The sequence below is a fragment of the Streptacidiphilus sp. PAMC 29251 genome (assembly GCF_054208735.2).
In genome coordinates this window covers 6,285,596-6,309,416 of record NZ_CM135725.2, presented here as the reverse complement: position 1 = coordinate 6,309,416, position 23,821 = coordinate 6,285,596, and the positions used below count along the sequence as shown (strand labels likewise).

The window sequence follows — 23,821 nt, the reverse complement described above, 5'->3', positions numbered from 1 at the left end:
AGACATGCGGGATTCGGACATTCACCGACCAATCCCAGGGAACCGTTATCCAACTGATGCCAGCGGTGTGCCTACTGTCCCAGGCCCAGCGCGGGCATCAGGTAGTAGAAGGCGAACACCGCGGCGACCACGTAGAGGGCGACCGGGACCTCGCGGACGCGGCCGGTGGCGATCTTCAGGACGCAGAAGACCAGGAAGCCGATGCCGATGCCGTTGGTGATCGAATAGGTGAACGGCATGATCACCATGGTCAGGAAGGCCGGGACCGCCAGGGTGAAATCGGACCAGTCGATGTCGCGGATGCTGTTCGACAGGATCAGGAAGCCGACCACGACCAGGACCGGGGTCGCCGCCTGGGTCGGGACCATGGTGGCCAGCGGGGTGAGGAACAGCGCCACCACGAAGAACAGGCCGGTGACGACGCTGGCCAGACCGGTGCGGGCGCCCTCGCCGACACCGGCCGTGGACTCCACGAAGCAGGTGTTGGCCGAGCTGGAGGTCGCGCCGCCGACGGCGGTGGCGATGCCGTCCACCATCAGCACCTTGCTCATGCCGGGCAGGTTGCCCTGCTTGTCCAGCAGGTGGGCCTCGTCGCTGACGCCGAGGATGGTGCCCATCGCGTCGAAGAAGCAGGACAGCAGCACCGTGAAGACGAACAGCACGCCGGTGAGGACGCCGACCTGGTGGAAGCCGCCGAACAGGCTGACCTTGCCGATCAGGCCGAAGTCCGGGGTGGCGACGATGCTGTGCGGGATCTCCGGGACGGTCAGCCCCCACTGCGCGGCCGGGACGTGCGCGATCCGGTCGATCACCACGGCGAGCACGGTCGCGGCGACGATGCTGATCAGGATGGCGCCGGGGACCTTGCGGGCCATCAGCACCACGGTGAGCAGCGCGGCGACGATGAAGATCAGCACCGGCCAGCCGTTGAGGTGGCCGTCGTTGCCGAGCTGCAGCGGGACGGTGGTGTGCGCGGCATCCGGCAGCCGGGTCACAAAACCGCCGTCGACCAGGCCGATCAGCGCGATGAACAGGCCGATGCCGATGGCGATGGCCTTGCGCAGCCCCAGCGGGACCGCGCTCATGACCCGCTCGCGCAGCCCGGTGGCGACCAGCAGCATGATCGCGAGCCCGGCCAGCACCACCATGCCCATCGCGTCCGGCCAGCTCATCTTGGGCGCGAGCTGCAGGGCGACGATGCTGTTGGTGCCGAGGCCGGCCGCGAGGGCGAGCGGGATGTTGCCGATGACCCCCATCAGCAGGGTGGTGAAGGCCGCTGTGATCACCGTGGCAGTGACCAGTTGACCGCCATTCAGGTGATGACCGAACTTGTCCACAGCCGAGGACAGGATGATCGGGTTCAGCACGATGATGTACGCCATCGTAAAGAAGGTGGCGGCACCGCCGCGGATCTCCCGGGCGAACGAGGAGCCGCGCTCCGAGACCCTGAAGTAGCGGTCGAGGGCGTTGCGGGGCGGGGTGCTGCCGCCGCCGGGCTCGGACTGCTCGGCCTTGGCCGTGGCCACGGATGACATGTGTAGTTCCTTTGTGCACAGTGCTGGACGTACAGATGGATCAAAGTCCGAGCACGAAACGTCAAGAGGGCTCGCCGCTCGATCCGGAACGGTCAGTATGAATCGCCTAAAGGAGATCGGCTATCTGCGCGCGTAGACTGTGCGATCCTCTAAAACTCACTCGAACAGGGGTGTCGCCCTCCGCTCCTGAGCACCCCCCGTACTCTTGTCCCCGTGAAGACGACCAAGCTGCCCGCCGCGCCTCCCATGGAGGCCAATGACGTCGCCATCGTGACCGGCGGCACCGTGCTGTGGCTGGTCGCCTTCCTGGTGCTGCTCCCCTTCCACAGCCGGCTGTCCTCGCACCACGACATCAAGTGGCTCTGGACCTGCCTGACCGGGACCGCGCTCGGGCTGATCGGCATCTGGTACTGCCGCGCCCGGCGGGACGCCATCGCCCGTTCCAGGGCGGCGGAGGCGGAAGCCGCCGGGGCCGCGGAGACCCCGTCGGCGTAAGCCCGGCAGCACGGCGGCAGCCGCCCGCCTAGGCTCAGCAGCATGACCTCACCGGCCGGACCCGCAGCAGCCGCCGCATCCGACCTGGCCGCAGGGGCGCCGCCCACCGGTCTGACCAGCGCGGAGGTCGCCGAACGGGTCGCCCGCGGCGAGGTCAACGACGTTCCGGTGCGCTCCAGCCGCTCCACCACGGAGATCGTCCGGGCCAATGTGCTGACCCGGTTCAACGCCATCATCGGCTGCCTGTTCGCCGTGATCGTGGTGGTCGGACCGCTCCAGGACAGCCTCTTCGGCTTCATCATCGTCGCCAACACCGGCATCGGGATCTTCCAGGAGCTGCGCGCCAAGCGCACCCTGGACAACCTCGCCGTGGTCGGCGAGGCCCACCCCCGGGTCCGCCGGGACGGCGTGAGCGTGGAGCTGACCAATGCCGAGATCGTCCTCGGCGACCTGGTCGAGCTGGGCTCCGGCGACCGGATCAGCGTGGACGGCCAGGTCAGCGCGGCCGACGGGCTGGAGATCGACGAGTCGCTGCTGACCGGCGAGGCCGATCCGGTGCTGAAGCACCCGGGGGACGCGGCGCTGTCCGGCAGCTTCGTGGTCGCCGGCTCGGGCTCCTTCACCACCACCAGGGTCGGCCGCGAGGCGTACGCGGCGCAGCTGGCCGAGGAGGCGAGCAGGTTCACCCTGGTCTCCTCGGAGCTGCGCACCGGCATCGACACGATCCTGCGCTACATCACCTGGCTGCTGATCCCCACCGCGATCGGCCTGATCCTCAGTCAGCTGTACGTCAACAAGCAGGACGTGGCGGAGGCCGTACGGCGGATGGTGGCCGGGATCGTCCCGATGGTCCCGGAGGGCCTGGTGCTGCTGACCTCGATGGCCTTCGCCATCGGCGTGGTCCGGCTGGGACGGCGGCAGTGCCTGGTCCAGGAGCTGCCCGCGATCGAGGGGCTGGCCCGGGTGGACACCGTCTGCCTGGACAAGACCGGCACCCTCACCGAGGGCGGCATGGACATCACCGAGCTGCGGGTCCTGACGCCGGACGGCACAGCAGCAGACGTGGTGGCCGGAACGGAGGCCGACGCGGAGGCCGGGGCAGCCGACCGCAGGGCGGCGGACCGCGCGTTGGCGGAGCAGGTGCTGGGGGTGCTGGGCACCGCCGATGCCAGGCCCAACGCCAGCCTGAAGGCGATCATCGACACCTACCCGGTCGGCGCGGGCGGCCCGCGGCTGCTGCAGGCCGCCCCCTTCTCCTCCGCCCGCAAGTGGTCCGGCGCGACCCTGCAGGGGCCGGCCTGTGGAGAGTCGGACGGCGGAGACTCGGACGGCGGGGACTCCGACGGCCAGGAGTCGACCTGGCTGCTGGGCGCGCCCGACGTGCTGCTGCCGGCCGGGCACCCGGCCCTGGCCGAGGTGGACCAGCTGGGGGCGCAGGGCCTGCGGGTGCTGCTGCTCGGCCGCAGCGGAACCACCCTGGACGCGCCCGACCCCGCGCTGGGCCTGGTCCCGCTGGCGCTGGTGGTGCTGCGGCAGCGGCTACGTCCGGACGCAGCGCAGACCCTGGCCTACTTCGCGGAGCAGAACGTCGCCGCCAAGGTCATCTCCGGCGACAACGCAGTCTCGGTCGGCGCGGTCGCCGCCTCGCTGGGCCTGCCCGGCGCCGACGACCCGGTGGACGCCCGTACCCTGCCGACCGACCCCGAGCTGCTCGCCGACGTGGTCGAGCAGCACTCGGTCTTCGGCCGGGTCACCCCGCAGCAGAAGCGGGACATGGTCGGGGCGCTGCAGTCGCGCGGCCACCATGTGGCGATGACCGGCGACGGCGTCAACGACGTGCTCGCGCTCAAGGACGCCGACATCGGCGTCGCCATGGGCGCGGGCAGCGAGGCGACCCGGGCGGTGGCCCAGATCGTGCTGCTGGACAACAGCTTCTCGACGCTGCCGCTGGTGGTCGCCGAGGGGCGCCGGGTGATCGGCAACATCGAGCGGGTCGCCAACCTGTTCCTGGTCAAGACGGTCTACTCGGTGCTGCTGGCGCTGGCGGTGATCGTCTGCCGGGTGCCGTACCCGTTCCTGCCCCGGCACTCCACCGTGCTCAGCGCGCTGACCATCGGCGTCCCCGGCTTCTTCCTGGCGCTGGCGCCCAACACCGAGCGGGCCAGGGAGGGCTTCGTCCGGCGGGTGCTGCGCTTCGCCATCCCGGCCGGGCTGATCGCCGGCGCCGCCTCGTTCACCTGTTACATGCTGGCGCGGGCCGACCATGCGACCGGGCAGGTCGCCGACACCAGCTCGACCACGGTGACGCTGTTCCTGGTGGCGCTGTGGGCGCTGGCGATCATCGCGCGTCCCTACACCTGGTGGCGGGTGGTCCTGGTGATCGGGATGGCCGTCTGCTTCGGGATCGTCCTGGTCGTCCCCTGGCTCCAGGACTTCTTCCAGCTCGACCTGCACGGCTACCGCGACCCCTGGACGGCAGTGGGCATCGCCCTGGCCGCCGGGCTGGCCCTGGAACTGACCTGGCGGCTGATGCGTCCCACCGGGGAGCATGACTGATCTGACATGTCAGGTCTCAAATTCCGGCCCGGGTCTCCTTGCGGCACAGTTATCCCCTGTACCGTGCTGGCAGATCCGTACGAGTCGCGCCCAGGGGAGACCATGACCACCGACACCGATGCGCCCGCGGCGGACATCGGCGTTCCGGCCGAATCCCGGTTCCGGCGCTTCGTCCCCGGCAGCGGCCTGTGGCCGCACCTGGTGCTCGCGGCGCTGTTCCTGGTCGTCTACTCGACGATCTCGATCATGCGCTACACCCACTACGCGTCGATGTCCTGGGACAACTCGATCTTCGTCCAGGAAGTGCAGCAGTACGCGCACCTGCACGCGCCGATCGTCACCATCAAGGGCGTCGGCTACAACATCCTCGGCGACCACTTCAGCCCGATCATCGCCCTGCTCGGCCCGTTCTACCTGCTGTTCCCCTCCACCACCACGCTGCTGATCGGGCAGGCCGCGCTGTTCGCCTGGTCGGTCGGCATCGTCTCCAAGACGGTGGCCGAGGTCAGCAGCCGCGCCAAGGGCCTGGCCTTCGGCGCCGCCTACGGGCTGTCCTTCGGACTGCAGCGGGCCGCCGACGCCGGCTTCCACGAGATCGCCTTCGGGGTGCCGCTGCTGGCCATGGTGATGCGCAACCTGGTGCTGAAGCGCTGGTACGCGGCGGCGTTCTGGGCGCTGCCGCTGGTCCTGGTCAAGGAGGACATGGGGCTGACCGTGGCCGCCATCGGCGTGGTGCTGCTGCTGAACCGGCAGTGGACCGTCGGGCTGCTGCTGGCGGTCTTCGGCCCGCTGATGTTCCTGCTCACCCTCAATGTGGTGATCCCGCACTTCAACATCCACGACCACTACGACTACGCGTCGAACCTGCCCGGCGGCTCGATCGTGCAGACGCTGTTCGGCCAGCCGCTGCACACCCTGAACACGCTGGTCAACCCGGTGGTCAAGCTGCACACCACCGGCTACCTGCTCGCCATCACCGGCTTCATGGCGCTGCGCTCGCCGCTGGTGATCGTGGTGCTGCCGACGCTGTTCTGGCGCTTCACCGGCTCGGTCGAGTTCTACTGGGACACCAACTGGCACTACAACGCGGTGCTGATGCCGATCCTGTTCCTGGCCGTGATCGACGGCATCGGGCGGGCCGACGCCGGAAGGATCGAATGGCTGCGCTCCTATGCCACCAAGGCGGTGATCCCCGTGGTCACCGCGATCTCGGTGACGCTGTGTGTGGTCTGGGCGCTACCGATCACCAATGCCACCGACCCGTCCGTGCTCAACTCCGCCGACCGCGTCGCCATGCTGAAGCGCGCGGCCGCGACCGTCCCGGACGGGGCGACGGTCGAGGCCAACATCACGCTGATGGACCACCTGGCCACCCGCACCAAGCTGTACTGGGTCGGCACGGGACCGGTCCAGCCGGCCCAGTACTTCGCGCTGGACCTCTCCTACGGCTGGTCCGACCCGCCCTCGGACGTGGCCGCGTACGCCAAGCAGCAGTACCCCAACGCCACCTACAAGGTGATCTTCAACGAGGGGCAGTTCCAGGTGGCCCAGCTGGTCAGCGGCTGACCGGCCGGCCCGCACCTGGATCTGGACGGCCTATTCGAAGTCCCTGGCCGCGCTCAGCTCATAGGCGCGGTCGGGGTCGGAGAGCACGGCCAGGACCTCGAACCGGCGGTGCCACTGCCCCGCCGCCCAGGCCAGACCGGCCGCCAGGCCCTCCGGGGTCGCCGCGTGCAGCGCACCGTGCGGGACCGGCGCGGCGAACTCGTCCGCGCTGCCTTGCTCGGCCGGGTCCGGGTGCTCCGGGGCCTCGCTGTCCGCGTCCCAGCGCCAGTCCACCGCGGCGTCCTGCCCGTCCGGGCCGACCACCAGCAGCTCGTCGTGCTCCTCGTAGACCTCGGGGCAGCCGGGCAGCAGCTCCCGGACCACCTCGGGCACCAGGTGCACCGTGCCCTCGCTCAGCACCCGGCCGCCGGCCACCTCGCTGGCCAGCGAGACATGCAGCCGCTCGGCCAGCGGCCCGGCCAGCGCCGGAGCGACGATGATCAGCGGGAAGGCGTCCAGCAGCTGGACCAGGTCCGGGGCGTCGGCGACGACCGCCTCGGAGACGTCGACCACGACCGTGCCGGCCGGGCGACGGTGAGATTCGGGCTCCATCGGGGGCAGCGCGCGCACCTCCTCGGGCAGGGCGACCCGGCTGAGGTCGACCGAGGCCAGCGCGGTGTAGAGGCCGTGCAGCTGACGGTGCGACACCTCGCTCTCCGGGTCGGTCATCCGGTACAGCACCTCGTCCGGGCCGTCGGGCTCGGCGAGCAGCGCGGTCAGCGTCGTCCGCACGCCCAGGGCGTGCAGGAAGACGGCGTCCAGGCGGGTCCGCGCCTCCTCGTAGAGGCCGCGGAGCAGCGGGTCGGCCCCGGCGGCGCGCAGCCCGGCCGGGCGGCGGCCGTCCAGCACCGGGTGGTCTCGCAGCCACCAGGCCGCGTACGGGGGGACCTGCGCGCTGCGGCCGTCGGGGAGCAGCACCCGGACCGGGTTGACCACGGCGTCGCGCAGCGGCGGGGCGGCCAGCATGGCCAAGGCCTGCGGCCAGGCGTCGTCCGCGACCAGGTCGAGATCGCGTACGACCAGCAGCTCGGCGGCGACCGGCGGGACCTCGGGCACCCCGCGGTCGTAGTCCTGCCGTTCATGGTCGCGGCCGTCGCGGGATTCGTCGTTCTTGCCGACCAGCTCGGCGACCTCCTCGGCCCAGTCCGCCAGGCCCTCGGGCGCCTCGTCCAGCAGTCCGGTGGGCTCGCCGCCGGCCGCGCGGTCGGCCGGGACGGTCGGGTCAAGACGCTCCAGGTCGTCCGGGTCGAGCACCACCTCCTCGGCGCGGACCAGGCCGAGCGCGTAGCCGACGCCGACCGCGCGGAGCACGTCCGCGCCCCAGCGCTCCACCCAGTCGTCGTCCAGGAAGACCGCGTCCTCCTCGTCCACGATCGCGGCCAGCGGGCTGCCCGGCAGCACCAGTTCGCCCGCCGCGACCAGCTCGCCCTCGTCGTCCGGCAGGGCCAGCCTGGCCAGCCACGGATAGGCGCCGGGGCTGGTCTGCGCCGCCCTGACGATCCGTAGCACGGCCTCGGCGACGTCCTCGGCCTCGTCGAGGTCGTCCAGGTCGGTCGACCGCTGAACGGCGGCCTGCAGCTCGGCGGTCTCCAGCAGCCCGAGCGGGGTGGCGACGCCCGCGCCGAGCTTCTCCAGCAGCGGGTGCGCCGCGTCCGGGTGCACCAGGCGCAGGCCCAGCAGCGCCAGATCCTCCGCGGCGACCTCTCCCCCGGCCGGGACCAGCACCCGGCGCGGGCCGGTCACCATCCGCCCGTCCGCGAGCGGCACCGGCAGTGCGCCCAGCGTCTCCGCCTCGGCGCCGGCCAGCGCGCCGTAGAGGTTGCGCCACCAGGCGGGTTCCTTCTCCAGGTTGGCCAGCTGGTCGACGGTCTCGGCCAGCGCGATCCGGCGCACGCCGAGGGTCCGCAGCTCCTGCCGCCGCTCCAGCCCTGCGGGCAGCAGACCCGGCAGGACGTCGGCGAGGGCGCGCACGATCTCCGCGTCCGCCCCCTCCAGCAGCACCGCGTCACGGGGGCGCAGGGCGGTGCGCTCCTCACGCTCCTGGCCCGCGTCGCCCAACTCAGGCAGTCCGAAGTCGTCCTCCGGCTGGGTGAGCCGGTCGGGTCCTGCCAGCGGCAGGAAGGGGACCTCCGGGAGCCGGGAGACGACCGCGCGGCGCAGCTTGGCGTCGATCTCGCCCTGGCCCAGCGGCCCCGGCACCAGGTCGAGCGAGGAGACATCCGCCCCGCGCTGCCGCAGCAGCGTCGCATAGACCTCCCCCGCCTGCTCGACCAGGAAGTCGGTCAGCGCGCCGGGGGCGATATGACGGCGGGTCGAGTCCAGCGGGAAGGAGGCGATCAGCAGCGCCGGGACGCCGAGCGGCTCGTCGGTCGGCGTCGGTGCGTGCACCACCGGGGCGGTCCTGGGGCTGGTCGGACGACCGGCCGGGTCCACCGGGACGGCCCAGGTCACCGACCACTGCGGGCGGTGCCGCTCCTCGACCGTCCGGTCCTGCAGCAGCTCGGCGGCCAAGGCGCCGCCGGCGGCGGCGACCTGCCAGCGGCTCTCCCCCGCCTCGCTCGCGATGACGACCACGCCGGGGCCGTCCTGGTCGTGCGCGGCGAGTTCCTCACGCCGGGTCAGGGTCCTGGTCCCGCTGTCGGTCTCGACGGCCACCTCGACCAGGCCTGACAGCGTCAGCAGCAGCGCGTCGTCCACCTCGTCCAGCAGACGGCGGGTCAGATCCTCGGCCGCCGCGTCGCGCAGCGGCAGCACCACGACCGTGTCGTAGCCGGCCGGCGGCCGGCCCTCGGCGGGCAGCGGCAGCCGCAGCAGCGGCACATGGCCGTCCCGGCGGCGCAGCTCCTCGGCCAGCGCGGGCTGCTCGGCGGCCAGATCGCGGGCCTCCACCAGCGACCAGCGCACCCCGCCGGGCACGCTGAGCACCGCGGGCTCGTCCGACACCGCCAGCACCGCGGCGAAGCCGACCCCGAACCGGCCGACCTGGGAGGCCTCCTCCCGCTTGGACGAGGCCCGCAGCGTGGACAGCGACTCGACGCCCTGCGCGTCCAGCGGGGTACCGGTGTTCGCGGCGCAGAGCACCCCGTCGCGCAGGGTCAGCCGCAGCCGCCCGGGCACACCGGCCCGGGCCGCCGCGTCGGCGGCGTTCTGGGCCAGCTCGACGACCAGCCGGTCCCGGTAGCCGCCGAGCGCCAGCTCCTCCTCGGCGTTGGCGTCCTCGCGGAACCGGGCCGGTGACGCCGCCCAGGCCTCCAGCACCCGTCGCCGCAGCCCGGTCGTCCGGAACGGGTCCGCCGCTCCGCTGCCGTCCGCCACGATCCCCACAATCCGCGCATCCATGGCCGTCGTCTCCCCGCTCTCGCCACCCCCACCCGACCGGCGAGGCTGTGAACCGTACGCGGGCATTCTCCCTGCTGCCACCGACATCGCGCGCCACGCGGCCCGGTCGGCGCCCTCCTACACCTGCGCGGACGGCCTGGCCGGGGCGCTGCGGAGCCGGTTGTTGAGCGGCCGTTCGACGATCCGCCAGAGCAGCGCCGCCGCCGTCAGGGCCGCGCCCAGGAGCGCGATCTGGACGGCGAGCGCCACCGGGACGGACCAGTCCCGGGCGCCGGTGACGGGAACGTGCAGGGCTTTGACGGCGAAGCGGATCACCAGTTGGTGGACCATGTAGAAGGCGAAGGAGACCTCGCCGAGCAGCACCGCCCGGCGGGTGGACCACAGCGTGCGCCGCCCGAAGACGTCGGCCGAGGCGAGCGCGGGGATCAGCAGGGCCAGCGGGGCGACCGTCACCGCCACATAGCCGAGGCGCACCGGGAGGTAGCCGATCGACGCATACGCCGCGACCAGCAGCAGTCCGGCCGCCCAGGCCGGGAAGTGGACCCACTGGCCGGTGGCGACGATCCTGGCCAGCGCCATGCCGAGGCAGAATTCCACCAGCCGGGTGGCCGGCAGCACATAGAGGAACCAGTAGGCGGTCGGCCCGGACCAGCCGGTGGTGACCAGCGGCAGGCCCCAGACCACCGCGGTCAGCGCGATCGCGGCCGGCCACAGCGCCCGGGTGTCCAGCCGGGTCAGGCCGCGCAGCAGGAACGGGAAGAGCAGGTAGAAGAACACCTCGCAGGACAGCGACCAGGAGACGGTGTTCAGCCCGAAGTAGACGTCCGGGTTCGGGCTCCAGGACTGCACCAGCAGCAGGTTGGGGACGACCACCCCAGGCGAGGCCGCGCCCCGGCCGCCCGCCGCGCTCGCCGCCGCCCCCGCACCGGCCGCCACGGCGGCCAGCGCGGCCAGCGCCGTCACCAGGTGGTTCGGCAGGATCTTCGCGGCCCGGTTGCGCCAGACCCGGCGGACCGGGCCCGTGGGGTCCGCGGACCAGGTGAGCACAAAACCGCTGAGGATGAAGAAGAACGACACCCCGATCGCCCCGTGCCCGAACAGCAGCGAGAGCACATGGTCGCCCCGGGACCCGGCCGGGAAGAGGTGGGCGATCTGCAGATGGAAGCCGAACACCAGGAACGCGGCGGCGAAGCGCAGGCCGGTGAGCGAGGGCAGCCGCTCCCGGCGCGGGCCGGAGTCCGGCGGCGCCGGTGTTGGTGCTGGTGTGGTGTGGTGGACAGTGTTGGTGTGTTGGATGGTGTGGATGGTGCACCCGTGTCAGGCAATGCCTCGGTCATGCCAACCCCCCGGTCGGTCACCTGGTGCAGAAATGTCCCTTTCTCAGGGCTTCACAGGCTTGCCGTTCGACATCCGGTTGCCGCGCCAGATGTTCCCGATCCCCTTGGCGTTCCAGTGCGCGACCGCCCCGTAGTAACCGCTGCCGGGGTGGTACTCGGCCGAGAAGACGTTGTCGGTGACCTGGATCCCGCTCGCGCCGTCGCCGCCGCCGTAGAGCGCGTAGGCGCCCCCGGCCAGCCAGTTGTCGTCCACGACGGTGTTCAGCACCGCGCCGGTGTCCGCGTAGAGGCCGACGCTGGCGGTGCCGCCCTTGCCGACCGGAGTCGGGTTCAGCAGCGTGTTGTGATGGATGGTCAACTGTCCGGAGCCCGCGCCGTCGCTGATCACGGCATCGGTGTGGGCCCACTCCCCGCCCAGGTCGACGAAGGGGACGAGGTCGTGCACATAGTTGTCGTGCAGATTTCCCTGACCCATCGACAGGGCGTCGCTGAACACCGAGATGTCACAGGAGTCGACCTCGATGGAACTGCCGCCCATGTTGGAGACCGCGTAGTCCTCACCGCCGTTGTCCGGGCCCTGTCCTGGCACCCCGGTCACCGTGCTGTGCAGGATCCGCAGACCGTGGAAGCCGGGCCGGAGGTTGATGCCCCACCAGTTGGTGGAGGTGATCCGGCTGTCGATGACGGTGACGTTGTTCGCGTAGATGTCGAGCGAGCCGGTGATGTCCCAGCCCTTGATCACCATGCCGTCCTTGGCGATGGAGAGCGCCCCGGTGCGGTGCGGGGTCAGCTTGATCCGTGGACCGGTGCTGCTCGCGTCGGGAAAGCCGCAGGCTGTGGGCGTGTGGCAGGAGGCGAGGTCCGGGGCCGGCCGGCCGGCGCTGGGGCCGGGCGCGGCGGTCGAGCTCGTGGTCGCAGTCGCGGTCGCAGTTGCCGTTCCGCCGGCGCCGCCGGCGCCGCAGTCGGACCCGCCGCAACCGGCCTGCTTGCCGGCAACTCCCGTACAGGCGGCGGCTGTCAGCGCCAGGAGCACCAGCAGTACTCCCACGCCCCATAACCGACCGAAGGTCCACCTCATCGAACCGACCCGTCCTCTCGTGAAAGCCTTGTCCAGGCGAGGTAGTCGCGGACCAGCCAGTCCGGGTTGGCGGCCCGGGTCTTCCCGGAGCCTCCAGCGGCGTGCTCCCACTCGGGGACGAGGATGGGCACCTGCCGCCCCACCGCGCCCTCCAGCGAGCCGGTGGAGTGCAGGGCCCGGGCCAGCCGGACGCATTCCCCGTTGAAGCAGCTCTCGATCTCCAGGGCGAGCAGCCCGATGGCGGCGGGGTTGCCGTCGGCGCCGAGGCCGCCCTCGTACCAGAGCCCGAGCCCCCTGACCCAGGACTCGCGCAGGGCGGCTCCGGCCGGGTCGCGGGCGCGGTCGGCGATCACCGCGAGTTCGCCGGGGAGCCAGTACGCGAGGTTCCAGCGGGCGTCCAACGGATCGTCGGCCGCGGGCAGGGCGATTCCCACCTGGGCATGGGTGTTGTGGCGGACGGTCAGAACAGGGCAGCGCGGATCGTCGTCCTCGTTGTCGACGAGGAAGGCGAGCGCGTACACATCGCTGATCTCGGCATGTGCGAGCGTGGCCAGGCCCCTCAGGACCTGGAGTCGTAAGTGATCGCGGAGGTTCCTGAACGCACTCATGTCGTCGCACACCAGGGGTTCCGGTATGGCTGGTGGCCCAGTCAGCGGACGGTCGACCCCCCGGTACGACCGCCTGCGGCGCCTACTCCCCCCGGCTGTGCGGAGTGAACACACCAGCCTTGTGCTTCACACGGCTACCCTGGGACCCAGGGCCACCGTACCGGCGGAACTCGGCACCCTCGCGCCTCCGCCGTCCCGCAAAAATGGTCGCACGAACGAGCCGCCCGACACCAGGGCTCGAACACGCCAACCGCTCCCCTGCCGGGCCGCTCCGCTGTTGCCTGGCCGTGACAGCGGAAGGATCGGCCCAGGATCTTCGTCTGACAGGCTTCTCCTGTAGTGCTTGAACCCACTACAACAGACCTCAGCACCGACGCTGCTGTTCACCGCACCCAGGCCCAGGGGGTTCGTCTTGTCCACCCGCACCCGCACCCGTGCCATCACCGTCGCGTCCGTGCTCCTCACGGCCGCGATAACCGGCGGAACCGCCCTGCTGCCCTCGGCAGCGCACGCCGCGGAGCCGCGCAGCGCCCATGCCGCGGCCCCGGTGGAGGCCCAGCCGACCGCGCGTGGAGGCGATGCCGGGGAGGACACCGGGGCGTTGGCCGGCGGGGCGCTGGCGTTCACCGCGACCGGGGTCGCGCTGGCCTTCGGGATCCGGCACCGGAGCCGGGGCCGCCAGCAGTGAGCGCCGCAGCCCCTGACTCCGTGCTGAGAGGCGCTACAGCCCAGCGTACGAGTGCATGCCGTTGATGAAGATGCTCACGCCGTAGGAGTTGAACAGGAAGCACGCGAAGGCGATCAGCACCAGCACCGCCGCCTTCCGCCCCTTCCAGCCCGCCGTCGCCCGCGCGTGCAGGTAGCAGGCGTAGGCGACCCAGGTGATGAAGGCCCAGGTCTCGGTCGGGTCCCACTGCCAGTAGTGGCCCCAGGCGGCCTCGGCCCAGATCGCGCCCGCGATGATCGTGAAGGTCCACAGCGGGAAGGTGAAGGCGTTGATCCGGTAGGACAGCTTGTCCAGGGTCGCCGCCGCGGGCATCCGCTCGCAGATGTCGGCCCAGCGGCCGCCCTTGCTGCGGCCCTCGGCGACGGCCTTCTCGTGGAAGTCCCGGCAGAGGTACATCACCGTGGTGAGCGCGCCCGCGTAGAGGGCGCCGCCGCAGATCATCGCCCCGGAGACGTGGATCCACAGCCAGTACGAGTGCAGGGCCGGGACGAGCTGCTCGGAGGCGGTGTAGAGGACGGTGACGGCCAGTCCGAGCCCGAGCAGGATGCCGAAGGTCAGCGGCAGGCCGAGCCAGCGGACGTCGCGTCCGCTGAACAGCAGGCCGAGGAAGAGCAGCGCCGCGACCAGGGTCAGCGCGCAGGTGAACTCGTAGAGGTTGCCCCACGGCGGGCGTCCCGCCGAGACGCCGCGGGCGACCACGCCGCCGAACTGGAGCAGCGCCGCGAGGCCGGTGAAGCTGACCGCGATCCGGCCCAGCCGGTCCGCCCGCTCGTCGCCGCCGGCCGCGCCCACGCCGTCGACCGGCGGGGCCTCGTCGCCGCGGGCGAGCACCTCGACCTTGCCGGCCCTGGCGGCGACGGTGCGGGTGAGCGTCGCCGTGCCGCCGTTCGCCCGGGTGACGGTGACCGCGACCTTGGGCGCGGCGGCCGTCTTGGCCGTCTCGGTCGCGGCCTCGGTCGCGGTCTCGGTCGCGGTGGAATCGACCGTCAGCGCGGCCGACTCACGGGCGACCCGGCCGCGACCGCCGAAGGTCCACTCGGTGGTGTAGGCGAGGAACGCGAACAGGTACACCGCCATCGCGGAGTAGATGAGGACGTTGGAGATGGTGGCGAGGTTGGTGTTGATCGCCGCTGCGGCTGCGAGGTTCATCACACTCATCGTTCCTTGGAGAGGGAGGTGGAGGTGAGTTCAGGGTCGTCGGACGCTTCGTCAGCGTCAGCGTCAGCATCGGCGTCTTCGTGGTCGGCCGGGGCCACGTCCTGGAGGGCCAGGGCCAGCTCGGCCAGTTCCTCCGCGATCCGCGAGGACTCGCTGCGGGCCAGTCCGGCCAGCTCGACGGTGGTCACCCCGTCCGGGCCGGTCACCGCGCGCACCCAGATCCGGCGGCGCTGCACGAACAGCGAGCCGACCAGGCCGAGGATCGCCAGCATCGCGGCCACCAGCGCTTCCGTCGTCCCGGGGTTGCTGGAGACGGTGAAGTTCACCCACTGCTTGACGCCGGTCAGGGTGACGGTGCCGCCGCTCGGCAGCGCGAAGTGCTGCCCGGGCTTCAGCAGCACCTTCAGCTGCTCGGACTTGCCGCTGGCATTGGTCACCATGTACGGCTTCATATGCGTGGTGTCGAGGGCGTAGACGCTCTGCGGGTCACCCGCGTTGTTGCCCAGGTCGCCGTGGAAGGCGGAGAGGGCCAACTCCGGGTTCAGCAGGTCGGGGAAGATCGAGTGCGGGCCCTGGGTGGTGAAGGTCGACTCGGCCGCCATCGTCGGCGCGAAGATCGCGGTGAGTCCGACCTGCGTCGACGCACCCTTGTCGTCGACATAGCCGTCGCTCACCTTGAAGGCGCACATCGAGGTGATGTTGGCGTCCTGCGGCAGGCAGGGCGTCGGCCCGTTGAAGATGACCTCGCCCTTGGCGTTGGTCACCTGGAGCACCGGCGCATAGCCGTGCGCGGTCAGATAGACGTTGCTGCCGCCGATCTCCAGCGGGTGGTTGACCTCGATGGTGCCCTTGGTCCCGTTGCCGTCACCGCTGCCGTTCCAGTAGGTGACGTGCGCGGCGAAGGTCCTGGCGGTACCCAGCTGGCTGCCGGTGGTCTGCCAGGTGGCCTGGAAGTTGTCCAGCCGGAACTGGAAGGGCTTCAGGTCGTTGGCGGTGTAGAAGGCGCTGGGCTCGAAGTCGTCGTACTGGGTGACGGTGTTGCTGAACTTGTCCCCCTCCACCACGATCACCGTGCCCATGCCGCCGGCCAGCTTGGTGAAGGCGAAGGCGATCAGCATCGCCACCAGCGAGATGTGGAACAGCAGATTGCCGACCTCGCGCAGATAGCCCTTCTCCGAGCTGACCGCGCCGCCCTGCGCCGCGACCCGGAACCGGCGGCGGCCGAGCAGCCGGCCCGACTCCGCCAGCACCGCGTCCGCGTCCGTGCTGCTGCGCCAGGTCGCGTACACCGGGAGCCGGCCGAGGTGGCGCGGAGCGGTCGGCGGCTTCGCCCGCAGCACGCCGACGAACTGCCAGGTGCGCGGGATGATGCAGCCGACCAGGGAGATGAACAGCAGCAGGTAGATCGCCGAGAACCAGAACGAGCTGTAGACGTTGAACATGTCGAGCTTGTCGAACAGCGGCGCCCAGCCGGGGTGCGCCTTGTGCCAGGTCTCGACATTGGCGGGCGAGGCCGAGGTCTGCGGCACCAGTGAGCCGGGGACCGCGGCGAGCGACAGCAGGAACAGCAGCACCAGCGCGATCCGCATGGAGGTGAGCTGGCGCCAGCCCCAGCGCAGCCAGCCGACGAGGCCGATGCCGACGACCGCGCCCGGCTGGGCGCCGTCCGCGCCCTGCCCGTCGCCGCGCTCCTCGATCGGCGCGCTGCTGAGCCGCCCGGCGGCGGCGAGCTCCCGCTGCTCGTGCTGCTCCCGCTGCTCGTTCTGTTCGTTCTGCTCGTGCTGTTCGTTCTGCGGGCCCTGCTCGTGGCTCACGGCTTCTCCGCGACTACCGGGTTGAGGATCTTGGTGAGCTGCTCGCCGGTCAGCGCGGTCAGCGCCCGCACCGCGACCCGGCCCTGACGGTCCAGGATCAGCGTCGAGGGGATGCTCTGCGGGTTCAGCGTCCCGGGTGGGAACTTCAGCAGCAGCTCACCGGAGGAGTCATAGAAGCTCGGGTAGGTCAGCTTGTGGTCCTTGGCGAAGTACTGCGCCTGGGTGATCTGCAGATCCCGGGAGTCGAGGCCGACGAACTGCACGCCCTTGGCCTGGTTGGCCTTGAAGACGGACTCGAAGTCGGCCGCCTCGGCACGGCAGGGCGCACACCACGATCCCCACACGTTCAGGACCACGACCTGGCCCTTGTACGCGGAGAGGCTGAGCGGCTTGCCGTCCAGGTCCTTGCCGGAAAGGTCGATCGCGGCGGACCGGTCCTTCGCCGGAACCGTGTCGACCAGCCCGGTGCCCTTGACGAAGTTGGTGTTGGCGCTGTCGCTGGAGCCCCCCGAGGCGGAGCAGCCGGCCAGGGCGAGAGCCGAGGCGGCGGCCAGCACGGCGACCGCGGTGCGGGCGGACCGGTGGGAGATCTGGTCGGAGGACCGACCGGACGACCGGCTTGAGGACCGGTGGGGGCTCTGGCGGAGACGCATGTGAAGAGTTTCGCATGGGTGTTTTGAGGGGTTTCACCGGCCCCGAGATCGCGCCGCGGCAGGCCCTCTGACCTGCCGCGACAGTAAACCCGTCACAATCGAACGAACCGTCAGGCGCCGTAGCTCTTTGCGACCGGGAAGTCGCCCCTCCGGCCCTTGCCGGTGAGGTGGGCCGGCAGCAGGTCACGGGCGGGCTCGCTGTAGCCGATCGATACGATCTTGTCCCCGTGGTAGGTGAAGCTGGTCAGGCTCGCCAGCGAGCACTGCCGCTTGCGCGGGTCGTGGGCCAGCCGGCGGTGCTCGACGAAGCTGCGGGTGATCCAGACCGGCAGCTGGTGGCTGACGCACACCGCCTCGTGCCCGCGCGCCGCGTCCCTGGCCGCGCCCAGCGCGCCCATCATCCGCACCACCTGCTCGATGTACGGCTCACCCCAGGACGGGCGGAACGGGTTGGTCAGGTACTTCCAGTACTCGGGCTTGTACAGGGCGCCGTCGCCCACCCCGAAGGTCTTGCCCTCGAAGATGTTCTCGGCTTCGATCAGCCGCTCGTCGGTCGCGGTCTCCAGGCCCAGGATCGCGGAGATCGGCGCGGCGGTCTCCTGGGCGCGCTCCAGCGGGGAGGCCACGACATGGGTGATGTCCCGGCCACTGAGGTGGTCGGCGACCCGGTCCGCCATCTTCCGGCCCAGCTCGGAGAGGTGGTAGTCGGGCAGCCGCCCGTAGAGCACGCCCTTCGGGTTGTGCACCTCGCCGTGCCGCATGAGGTGGACGACGGTGGTCTCGGGACTGCTCACCTGTGCTGCTCCTCTTCGTACCCCTGCGCATGACCGCTCGGACTCGGACGGACGTGCTGCCAGTATCGCCCAGCCCGGTTTCCCGGGACCGGGCGACACCGCTCTCTGTCTGTCCTGCCTGCCTCCGCGTGACTCTGCCTGCCTCTGCCTGCTCCCGCCTGCTCCCGCCTGCCTCCGCCTGCCTCTGCTTACGGAGCCGTCGCCTCCGCCGCCGCGCGGGCCGCGGCCGGCAGCGCGTCGGCGATCCGCTCGATCGCGCGGGCGTCGTGCGCCGCCGACACGAACCAGGACTCGAACGCCGACGGCGGCAGGTAGACCCCGGCGGCCAGCATCGCGTGGAAGAAGGGGGTGAAGCGGAAGGACTCCTGGCTCCGCGCCAGGTCGTAGTTCGTCACCTCGTCGGCGGTGAAGAACACCGAGAACATGTTTCCGGCCTTCTGCACCCGGTGCGCCACCCCCTCCTTGGCGAGGGCCGCGCCGACCAGCCCGGACACCTCGTCGGCGACCCGGTTCACGGTCGCGTACACCTCGTCGGTGCAGCCCCGGAGTTGGGCCAGGCCGGCCGCCGTCGCGATCGGGTTCCCGGAGAGCGTCCCGGCCTGGTAGACCGGTCCTACGGGGGCGAGGTGGCCCATCACGTCCGCGCGTCCGCCGAAGGCCGCGGCCGGGAAGCCGCCACCCATGACCTTGCCGAAGGTCAGCAGGTCGGGGGCCCAGCCCTCGGCGGCTGCCTCGAGGCCGTACCACCCTGCCCTGGACACCCGGAAGCCGGTCATCACCTCGTCGGAGATGAACAGCGCGCCGTTGTCCTGGCAGAGCCGGGCCAGGCCGCCGTTGAAGCCGGGCAGCGGCGGGACGACGCCCATGTTGCCGGGCGACGCCTCAGTGATCACGCAGGCGATCTCGCCGGGGTGGGCGGCGAAGGCGGCCCGGACCGCGTCCAGGTCGTTGTAGGGCAGGACAATGGTGTCGGCGGCGGTGGCGCCGGTGACGCCCGGAGTGTCAGGGAGAGCGAAAGTGGCCAGGCCGGAACCGGCGGCGGCGAGCAGTGCGTCCACATGCCCGTGGTAGCAGCCCGCGAATTTCACGATCTTGGCGCGCCCGGTGAAGCCGCGGGCGAGGCGGATCGCCGACATGGTCGCCTCGGTGCCCGAGGAGACCAGGCGAACCTGCTCAACCGGAGTGACCCTGCTCACAATTTCCTCGGCCAGTTCCACCTCCCCCAGACCCGGGGTGCCGAAGGAAGTGCCCCGGACGACCGCCGCCTGCACGGCGTCGATCACGTCGGGATGCGCATGGCCGAGGATCATCGGGCCCCAGGAGCAGACCAGGTCGACGTACTCGCGACCGTCGGCGTCGGTGAGGTAGGGGCCCTGGCCGGACACCATGAAGCGGGGGGTGCCGCCCACCGCCCGGAAGGCTCGGACCGGGGAGTTGACGCCGCCAGGGGTCACCGCGGAGGCGCGCTCGAACAACGACTGGGACTCGGGTGCTTCGTACGGATAGCTCACAGAGCACATGGTCTCAAACCACCATCTTCAAACGCCATCTTCACCAAACCGCAGCCTGTCCTTCGGCATGTCCCGCCCAATCATCTGGGACGATGATCGGGCCGCAGTGCTCAACCGCCCGCCGAAGGGACTCGGCGGACGGCGTTTCGCGTGGGATCAGACGGCCGCGCACCTTTTGCCTGTTGGCAAATCGATGACTGCCAGTAAGGATGGTCGTGGTGTCCGAGGCGCGCGAAGGGTCCGAGGGTGCAGCGAGGGCTTCGCGTAGGCGTGGTGGCAGCGGCCGTGGTGGAAACAGAGGTGGTGGCGGCGTGGGGGTGACGTACAAGTACTTCGGCGCTCCCGACCGTGCCACCGCCGCCCGCGTGCCCACCGCGCTGGGCCGCGACGGCCTCGGCCTGGACGCCGGAGAGCTGGGCACGCTCGGCCGCCTGGGCGAGCTGTTCGGCCAGGACGGCCGCGAGGGCTCCGAGGAGACCTTCAGCGGCGGGCTCTCCACCAAGATCAAGCCCGAGACGATGAGCGCGATGGTGCTCACCGGCATCCAGGGCATCCCGCTCTCCGCCGTCCCCCCGCTGGAACTGATCGTGCTCCACCCGGACTACGCGGTCTTCCAGCTCCCCCACACCGTCGTCGAACCCCTCCGCAAGGCCGACGAGGCCGAACTCGGCACCGCCGCCTTCATCTGGTCCACCGTCCCCGACCGCCGCGGGCCGCGGGACGCCTTCGTCATCTACCAGATGCTCCACGAGTGGCAGGACTTCGCCAACCGACTGCACGACGCGGGACACCAGCTGTACTGCCTGATGTGGCCCTGAGCTGCGGGTTCGCTGCCGGGCGATGATCGTCAGCGGGTCGCCCGGCAGGCCGTCCGGGGAGGGCTGCTCAGGTCGCGGCGCACTGTGCGTGCAGATGACGGAGCCTTCTCCCTCGGCCTGGCCCGGTCGCTTCTCGAGACTGTCGGTAGCGGAGGCCATAATCGCCACCGTCACGATCACTGCACCGACGGAGGCCGCTGTTGTCCTCGCTTCACGACTTTGCGACCTGGGAGCCTCTGCTACGCCTCCTGCGGAGCGCCCACGCGGAGACCCTTGCAGACACCCTGCCCGGCCCATGCTCAACGCGTCAGCTGAAACGCACCCGAGTCACCTGTGACTGAGGGTTCCAAGGTGGGCAACCCTCCGTCAACCGCGGCGCTCAGAGCCGCCAACTGAAGCCGCTCAGTCACACCCAGGCCCCCGCCGACGTAGAAGCGGCTGCTACGCCTTTTGCTGGGCTACGGTGCGGGCGCGCTCGTTGAGGTCGCGGACGGCGCGGTTCTGCCGGTACGGCCGCAGGCTGCTGCGCATGGTCTGGAAGTGGTCGTCGCCGCGGACCGAGGAGACGAAGGCGTAGTCGTCGAGGAACGTCTGCCAGGTGGCGCAGGCAGCCTCGACGTGGCCGAGTTCGAGCTGGCGTTGGGCGAGGAGGCCGTTGGCGTGGACCCGGCCTTGGCGCTCCTGGGCGGGGCGGACCCGGTTGGACTGCTGGAGGGCCGTGATGGAGCCGGGGAGGTCGCCGAGTTCGTACAGCACGTGGGCGGTGTGGAACTGGAAGGCGGACTCGTCGTAGCCACCGACCGCGTCGCGCCGGGAGTCGGCCTTGGACAGGGCGGTCTCTGTTTCGCTGAGCCGGGCGAATGCCTGGTGGCGGTCCTTGACCATGGCGGCGCCGTGGGCCTGCTGTCCGGACAGGAACGCTTGGAGGCGGGGACCGGCGGCGGGAGCTGCTTCGGCGGCGGAGTCGGCGAGTTGGAGGGCCTTGCTGCCGTAGCCGAGGTTGGACGCCTGCAGGGCCATCCCGCGCAGGGTGCGGCAGTAGGTGACGTGGTCCTTTGCGGCGGCTGCCAGCTTGAGGGCCTGGACGTAGTACTGCTGGCCCAGGCCGTGGGCCTTCTCGTACATGGCCATCCAGCCGGTGAGGTAGACCAGGTCGGAGGCGGCGGCGAGCATGTCGGCCTTGACCTGCTCGGTAGCGGAGGCCTTCAGGTAGGGGCCGACGGTGTTGACCAGGAAGGCAGCAGCCATCGGGCGGGCGTGGGCACCGCCGAGCTCGTCGAGGATGTCGGCGATGCGGTCGGTCATGGTGCGGACCGTGGTGACCTCGCCGGCCCCGATGTGGGTGGTGCGCCCGGTCCGCGACGCCTCCAGGCGGCCGGAGAGCTCGCTGTAGTCGGGGACCATGAGCGCTGCCGAGTACATCCCGGCTGCCAGCACGCTTCGGCGGGAGGGGTCCATGTCGGCCTGGCCGAGGTCCATCACCCCGGCCACGGCGTCGGTCTCAGGCATGGCGTCGGCGCGACTGCCGAAGCCCGCCTCGTAGGGGGTGACCGGTCGGCCGAGTTTGCGGGAGAGGGCTTCCACGATGACCGGTTGGGCCGGCCGGCGGGGCATGGTGCCGGTCAGCCAGTGCGAGACGGCCGACTCGTCGTAGTTGAGGTCGAGCCCTGATTCCAGTCCGGCGCGGTTGACGGCGCGGGCCAACTGCCCATTGCCCCAGCCTGCTTCGGACATGAGGCGGGCCAGTCCCGTGTTGGGCGTGCGGGTTCGTGCTGCCATGACAACCCCCGAACTTTCAACGCTTTCAAGGATCTCCGCAGTCTCCTCCGTTCTCCCGCTCTGTGTACCCCCGTTCAATGGGTGTCAGCCCTCCGAGGGATAACCCCCTGGCCGGGCGACAGCCCCAGGCGTGCGGTGCGGAAGCGGCGAAGACAGCGACTCGTCCCTTCCAGCATCGCACCCAAGCCGAGGAAAGACGTCCGCCAGGAGCGCGCATGTACCCACCGATCATCTCCCTCGATCCGTTGCCGCGACGTGAGCACAACGACCAGGTCTGCCAGGCGCGGGAGCGGCTGGCTGCTGTCACCTGGTCGCCTTGGGAGGAGTCTCCGGAAGCAGCGGACGGGATGGGAGCCGAGGCATCCGAGGCCGCCAGCGAGCCGACTTCATGAGCGGCCCGGCGACGCACGGGACCCGGTGGCTCCTGCCGTCGACCCCGGCCGCGGTGGGCATCGCCCGGGACCGGGCGGTGGCCTCGCTGCGGCTTTGGGGCATCTACCTGGATCCGGATTGCGAGGACAGCATCAGGCTGCTGGTCTTGGAGTTGGTCACCAACGCGGTGCTGCACGACCCCGGACCGCTGGTAACGGTGGGTCTGTACGTCGGAATCAACGAGCAGACGGTGATGGTCAAGGTCCTGGACGGCAACCGGGACCAGCCCTCGGTGCGCCGTGCAGGTGAGCAAGCGGAAGGCGGTCGGGGCCTGTTCCTGGTCGACGCGCTGACCGCAGGCCGTTGGGGCACAGGCCCAACCGTGAAGGGAAAGCGGGTCTGGGGCGCGCTGCCGTTGCCCGACCAACCGCGAGCTGCCCGACGCCGCCAACTGCTCGACTCTCTGATCCGTGCCGCGCGCCCCAACCCCCACCGGGTCAACGCCGCGATCTGAGCCAGGAGACCAGAGCCAACATCCCGCGGGACCGACTCCGGCCCATCCTCCGGACCTTCTATCGCTGCACCACAGTCGGCCGGACGATCTCCGGCCCTGTCAGATTGGCTCACCATCATGGACGTACTCGTCACCGGTGGAGCCGGGTTCATCGGTTCTCACTTCGTCAAGCGCCTCCTGACCGCCGACGACATCGGCCAGGTCACCGTCCTGGACGCCCTCACCTACGCCGGGCACATCCACAACCTGGGCGAAGCGTTCCTCTCCCCAAGCTGACCTTCGTCGAAGGCAACATCCTCGCCCGCCCACTGGTCGACCAGTTGGTCCAGCAGCACGACGCGGTGGTGCACTTCGCCGCCGAGTCACACGTAGACCGCAGCTTCTACACGGCCGGCACCTTCCTGGCCACCAACGTCATGGGCACCCAGACCCTGCTGGACGCAGCCCAGCGCCACGGCGTCGACCGCTTCGTCCACGTCTCCACCGACGAGGTCTACGGTCCACTGCTGACCGGCTCGGCCGCCGAGGACGCTCCGCTGCGACCGTCGGTCCCCTACGCCGCGTCCAAGGCCGCCTCCGACCTGATCGCCCTCTCGTACTGGCAGACCAGCGGGGTGCCGGTGTGCGTGACCCGCTCCAGCAACAACTACGGCCCCCACCAGCACCCCGAGAAGATCATCCCGCTGTTCGTGACCCGGTTACTGAAGGGCGAACCGGTCACCCTGCACGGCCAGGGCCAGCACGTGCGCAACTGGCTGCACGTCGCCGACCACTGCGCCGGCGTCGAGTTGGTCCTGCGCTACGGCACTCCCGGCGAGGTCTACAACCTCGGTGGCGGAACTGACCTGACCGGCCGCGAGCTGACCTCGATGCTGTTGGAAGCCTGCGGTGCCACCTGGGAGGCGGTCACCTACATCCCCGACCGGCCCGCCAACGACCTGCGCTACTCGATGGACTGCTCCAAGGCCGTGCAGACACTCGGCTACCGACCCCAGCACGACCTGCAGGAGGGGCTGGCGCAGACCGTCGAGTGGTACCGCACCAACCCCGACCGATGGGCGCCGCTGCTGCGCAAGCCCGCCGCCCAGCTCGAACTGGCCTCCCCCGCAGCTCTGGAGGGTTGAGCCG

General features: G+C 70.8%; 18 protein-coding genes and 1 pseudogene. 8 read left to right on the top strand and 11 right to left on the bottom strand.

Going from position 1 to position 23,821, the window contains the following annotated elements; genetic code table 11:
- Positions 1-71 precede the first annotated feature (71 nt).
- Positions 72-1,535: an NCS2 family permease gene (locus ACXKR8_RS30135; protein WP_458267714.1), complete on the bottom strand. Its 1,464-nt coding sequence runs from the start codon at positions 1,533-1,535 to the stop codon at positions 72-74.
- Between the two features lie 213 nt (positions 1,536-1,748).
- Between ACXKR8_RS30135 and ACXKR8_RS30130 the strand changes: the two genes are divergently transcribed.
- The 3 genes from ACXKR8_RS30130 to ACXKR8_RS30120 all read left to right on the top strand — a co-directional run bounded on the left by ACXKR8_RS30130 (position 1,749) and on the right by ACXKR8_RS30120 (position 6,152).
- Positions 1,749-2,030: a DUF2530 domain-containing protein gene (locus ACXKR8_RS30130; protein WP_458267713.1), complete on the top strand. Its 282-nt coding sequence runs from the start codon at positions 1,749-1,751 to the stop codon at positions 2,028-2,030.
- A 42-nt stretch (positions 2,031-2,072) separates the two neighbouring features.
- Positions 2,073-4,586, top strand: a complete 2,514-nt coding sequence (locus tag ACXKR8_RS30125) for an HAD-IC family P-type ATPase (RefSeq protein WP_458267712.1) — start codon at positions 2,073-2,075, stop codon at positions 4,584-4,586.
- A gap of 102 nt (positions 4,587-4,688) precedes the next feature.
- A complete protein-coding gene (locus ACXKR8_RS30120) occupies positions 4,689-6,152 on the top strand; it encodes a DUF2079 domain-containing protein (RefSeq protein WP_458267711.1) in 1,464 nt (487 codons plus the stop codon).
- Positions 6,153-6,182: 30 nt separating this feature from the next.
- Here ACXKR8_RS30120 and ACXKR8_RS30115 read toward each other — a convergent pair whose 3' ends face one another.
- From ACXKR8_RS30115 to ACXKR8_RS30100, 4 genes are all read right to left on the bottom strand, one after another.
- Positions 6,183-9,530: a sacsin N-terminal ATP-binding-like domain-containing protein gene (locus tag ACXKR8_RS30115; RefSeq protein WP_458267710.1), complete on the bottom strand. Its 3,348-nt coding sequence runs from the start codon at positions 9,528-9,530 to the stop codon at positions 6,183-6,185.
- A gap of 117 nt (positions 9,531-9,647) precedes the next feature.
- Positions 9,648-10,727, bottom strand: a complete 1,080-nt coding sequence (locus ACXKR8_RS30110; protein ID WP_458275114.1) for an acyltransferase family protein — start codon at positions 10,725-10,727, stop codon at positions 9,648-9,650.
- 183 nt (positions 10,728-10,910) lie between these two features.
- Complete coding sequence (locus ACXKR8_RS30105) at positions 10,911-11,945, bottom strand: hypothetical protein (RefSeq protein ID WP_462099914.1); 1,035 nt, start codon at positions 11,943-11,945, stop codon at positions 10,911-10,913.
- Positions 11,942-12,553, bottom strand: coding sequence for a hypothetical protein (locus tag ACXKR8_RS30100; RefSeq protein WP_458267708.1), 612 nt, complete (start codon positions 12,551-12,553; stop codon positions 11,942-11,944). The genes ACXKR8_RS30105 and ACXKR8_RS30100 overlap by 4 nt, the downstream gene beginning before the upstream one ends.
- A 412-nt stretch (positions 12,554-12,965) precedes the next feature.
- Between ACXKR8_RS30100 and ACXKR8_RS30095 the strand changes: the two genes are divergently transcribed.
- Complete coding sequence (locus tag ACXKR8_RS30095; protein ID WP_458267707.1) at positions 12,966-13,241, top strand: hypothetical protein; 276 nt, start codon at positions 12,966-12,968, stop codon at positions 13,239-13,241.
- 33 nt (positions 13,242-13,274) lie between these two features.
- On the opposite strand, the gene ccsB is transcribed toward ACXKR8_RS30095, so the two are convergent.
- The 5 genes from ccsB to hemL form a co-directional block, all read right to left on the bottom strand.
- A complete protein-coding gene (gene ccsB, locus ACXKR8_RS30090; protein WP_458267706.1) occupies positions 13,275-14,429 on the bottom strand; it encodes a c-type cytochrome biogenesis protein CcsB in 1,155 nt (384 codons plus the stop codon).
- A gap of 5 nt (positions 14,430-14,434) precedes the next feature.
- Positions 14,435-16,252, bottom strand: a complete 1,818-nt coding sequence (resB, locus tag ACXKR8_RS30085; protein ID WP_458267705.1) for a cytochrome c biogenesis protein ResB — start codon at positions 16,250-16,252, stop codon at positions 14,435-14,437.
- Entirely contained in the window at positions 16,249-16,905 is a 657-nt protein-coding gene (locus ACXKR8_RS30080) for a TlpA family protein disulfide reductase (RefSeq protein ID WP_458267704.1), read from the bottom strand. The genes resB and ACXKR8_RS30080 overlap by 4 nt, the downstream gene beginning before the upstream one ends.
- Before the next feature lie 110 nt (positions 16,906-17,015).
- Positions 17,016-17,666, bottom strand: coding sequence for a histidine phosphatase family protein (locus ACXKR8_RS30075; RefSeq protein WP_458275113.1), 651 nt, complete (start codon positions 17,664-17,666; stop codon positions 17,016-17,018).
- Positions 17,667-17,887: 221 nt separating this feature from the next.
- Positions 17,888-19,219, bottom strand: a complete 1,332-nt coding sequence (hemL, locus tag ACXKR8_RS30070) for a glutamate-1-semialdehyde 2,1-aminomutase (RefSeq protein WP_458267703.1) — start codon at positions 19,217-19,219, stop codon at positions 17,888-17,890.
- Between the two features lie 308 nt (positions 19,220-19,527).
- On the opposite strand from hemL, the gene ACXKR8_RS30065 reads away from it, so the two are divergent.
- A complete protein-coding gene (locus ACXKR8_RS30065) occupies positions 19,528-20,028 on the top strand; it encodes a hypothetical protein (RefSeq protein WP_380516577.1) in 501 nt (166 codons plus the stop codon).
- Between the two features lie 441 nt (positions 20,029-20,469).
- On the opposite strand, the gene ACXKR8_RS30060 is transcribed toward ACXKR8_RS30065, so the two are convergent.
- Positions 20,470-21,807: a hypothetical protein gene (locus tag ACXKR8_RS30060; RefSeq protein ID WP_458267702.1), complete on the bottom strand. Its 1,338-nt coding sequence runs from the start codon at positions 21,805-21,807 to the stop codon at positions 20,470-20,472.
- A gap of 215 nt (positions 21,808-22,022) precedes the next feature.
- Between ACXKR8_RS30060 and ACXKR8_RS30055 the strand changes: the two genes are divergently transcribed.
- The 3 genes and pseudogenes from ACXKR8_RS30055 to rfbB all read left to right on the top strand — a co-directional run bounded on the left by ACXKR8_RS30055 (position 22,023) and on the right by rfbB (position 23,817).
- Positions 22,023-22,199 (top strand): hypothetical protein, encoded by a 177-nt coding sequence (locus tag ACXKR8_RS30055; protein WP_458267701.1) that lies wholly within the window; start codon positions 22,023-22,025, stop codon positions 22,197-22,199.
- Positions 22,196-22,693, top strand: coding sequence for an ATP-binding protein (locus tag ACXKR8_RS30050; protein ID WP_458267700.1), 498 nt, complete (start codon positions 22,196-22,198; stop codon positions 22,691-22,693). The genes ACXKR8_RS30055 and ACXKR8_RS30050 overlap by 4 nt, the downstream gene beginning before the upstream one ends.
- Before the next feature lie 117 nt (positions 22,694-22,810).
- Positions 22,811-23,817, top strand: a pseudogene (gene rfbB, locus ACXKR8_RS30045) (dTDP-glucose 4,6-dehydratase).
- The last annotated feature ends 4 nt before the right edge of the window (positions 23,818-23,821 follow it).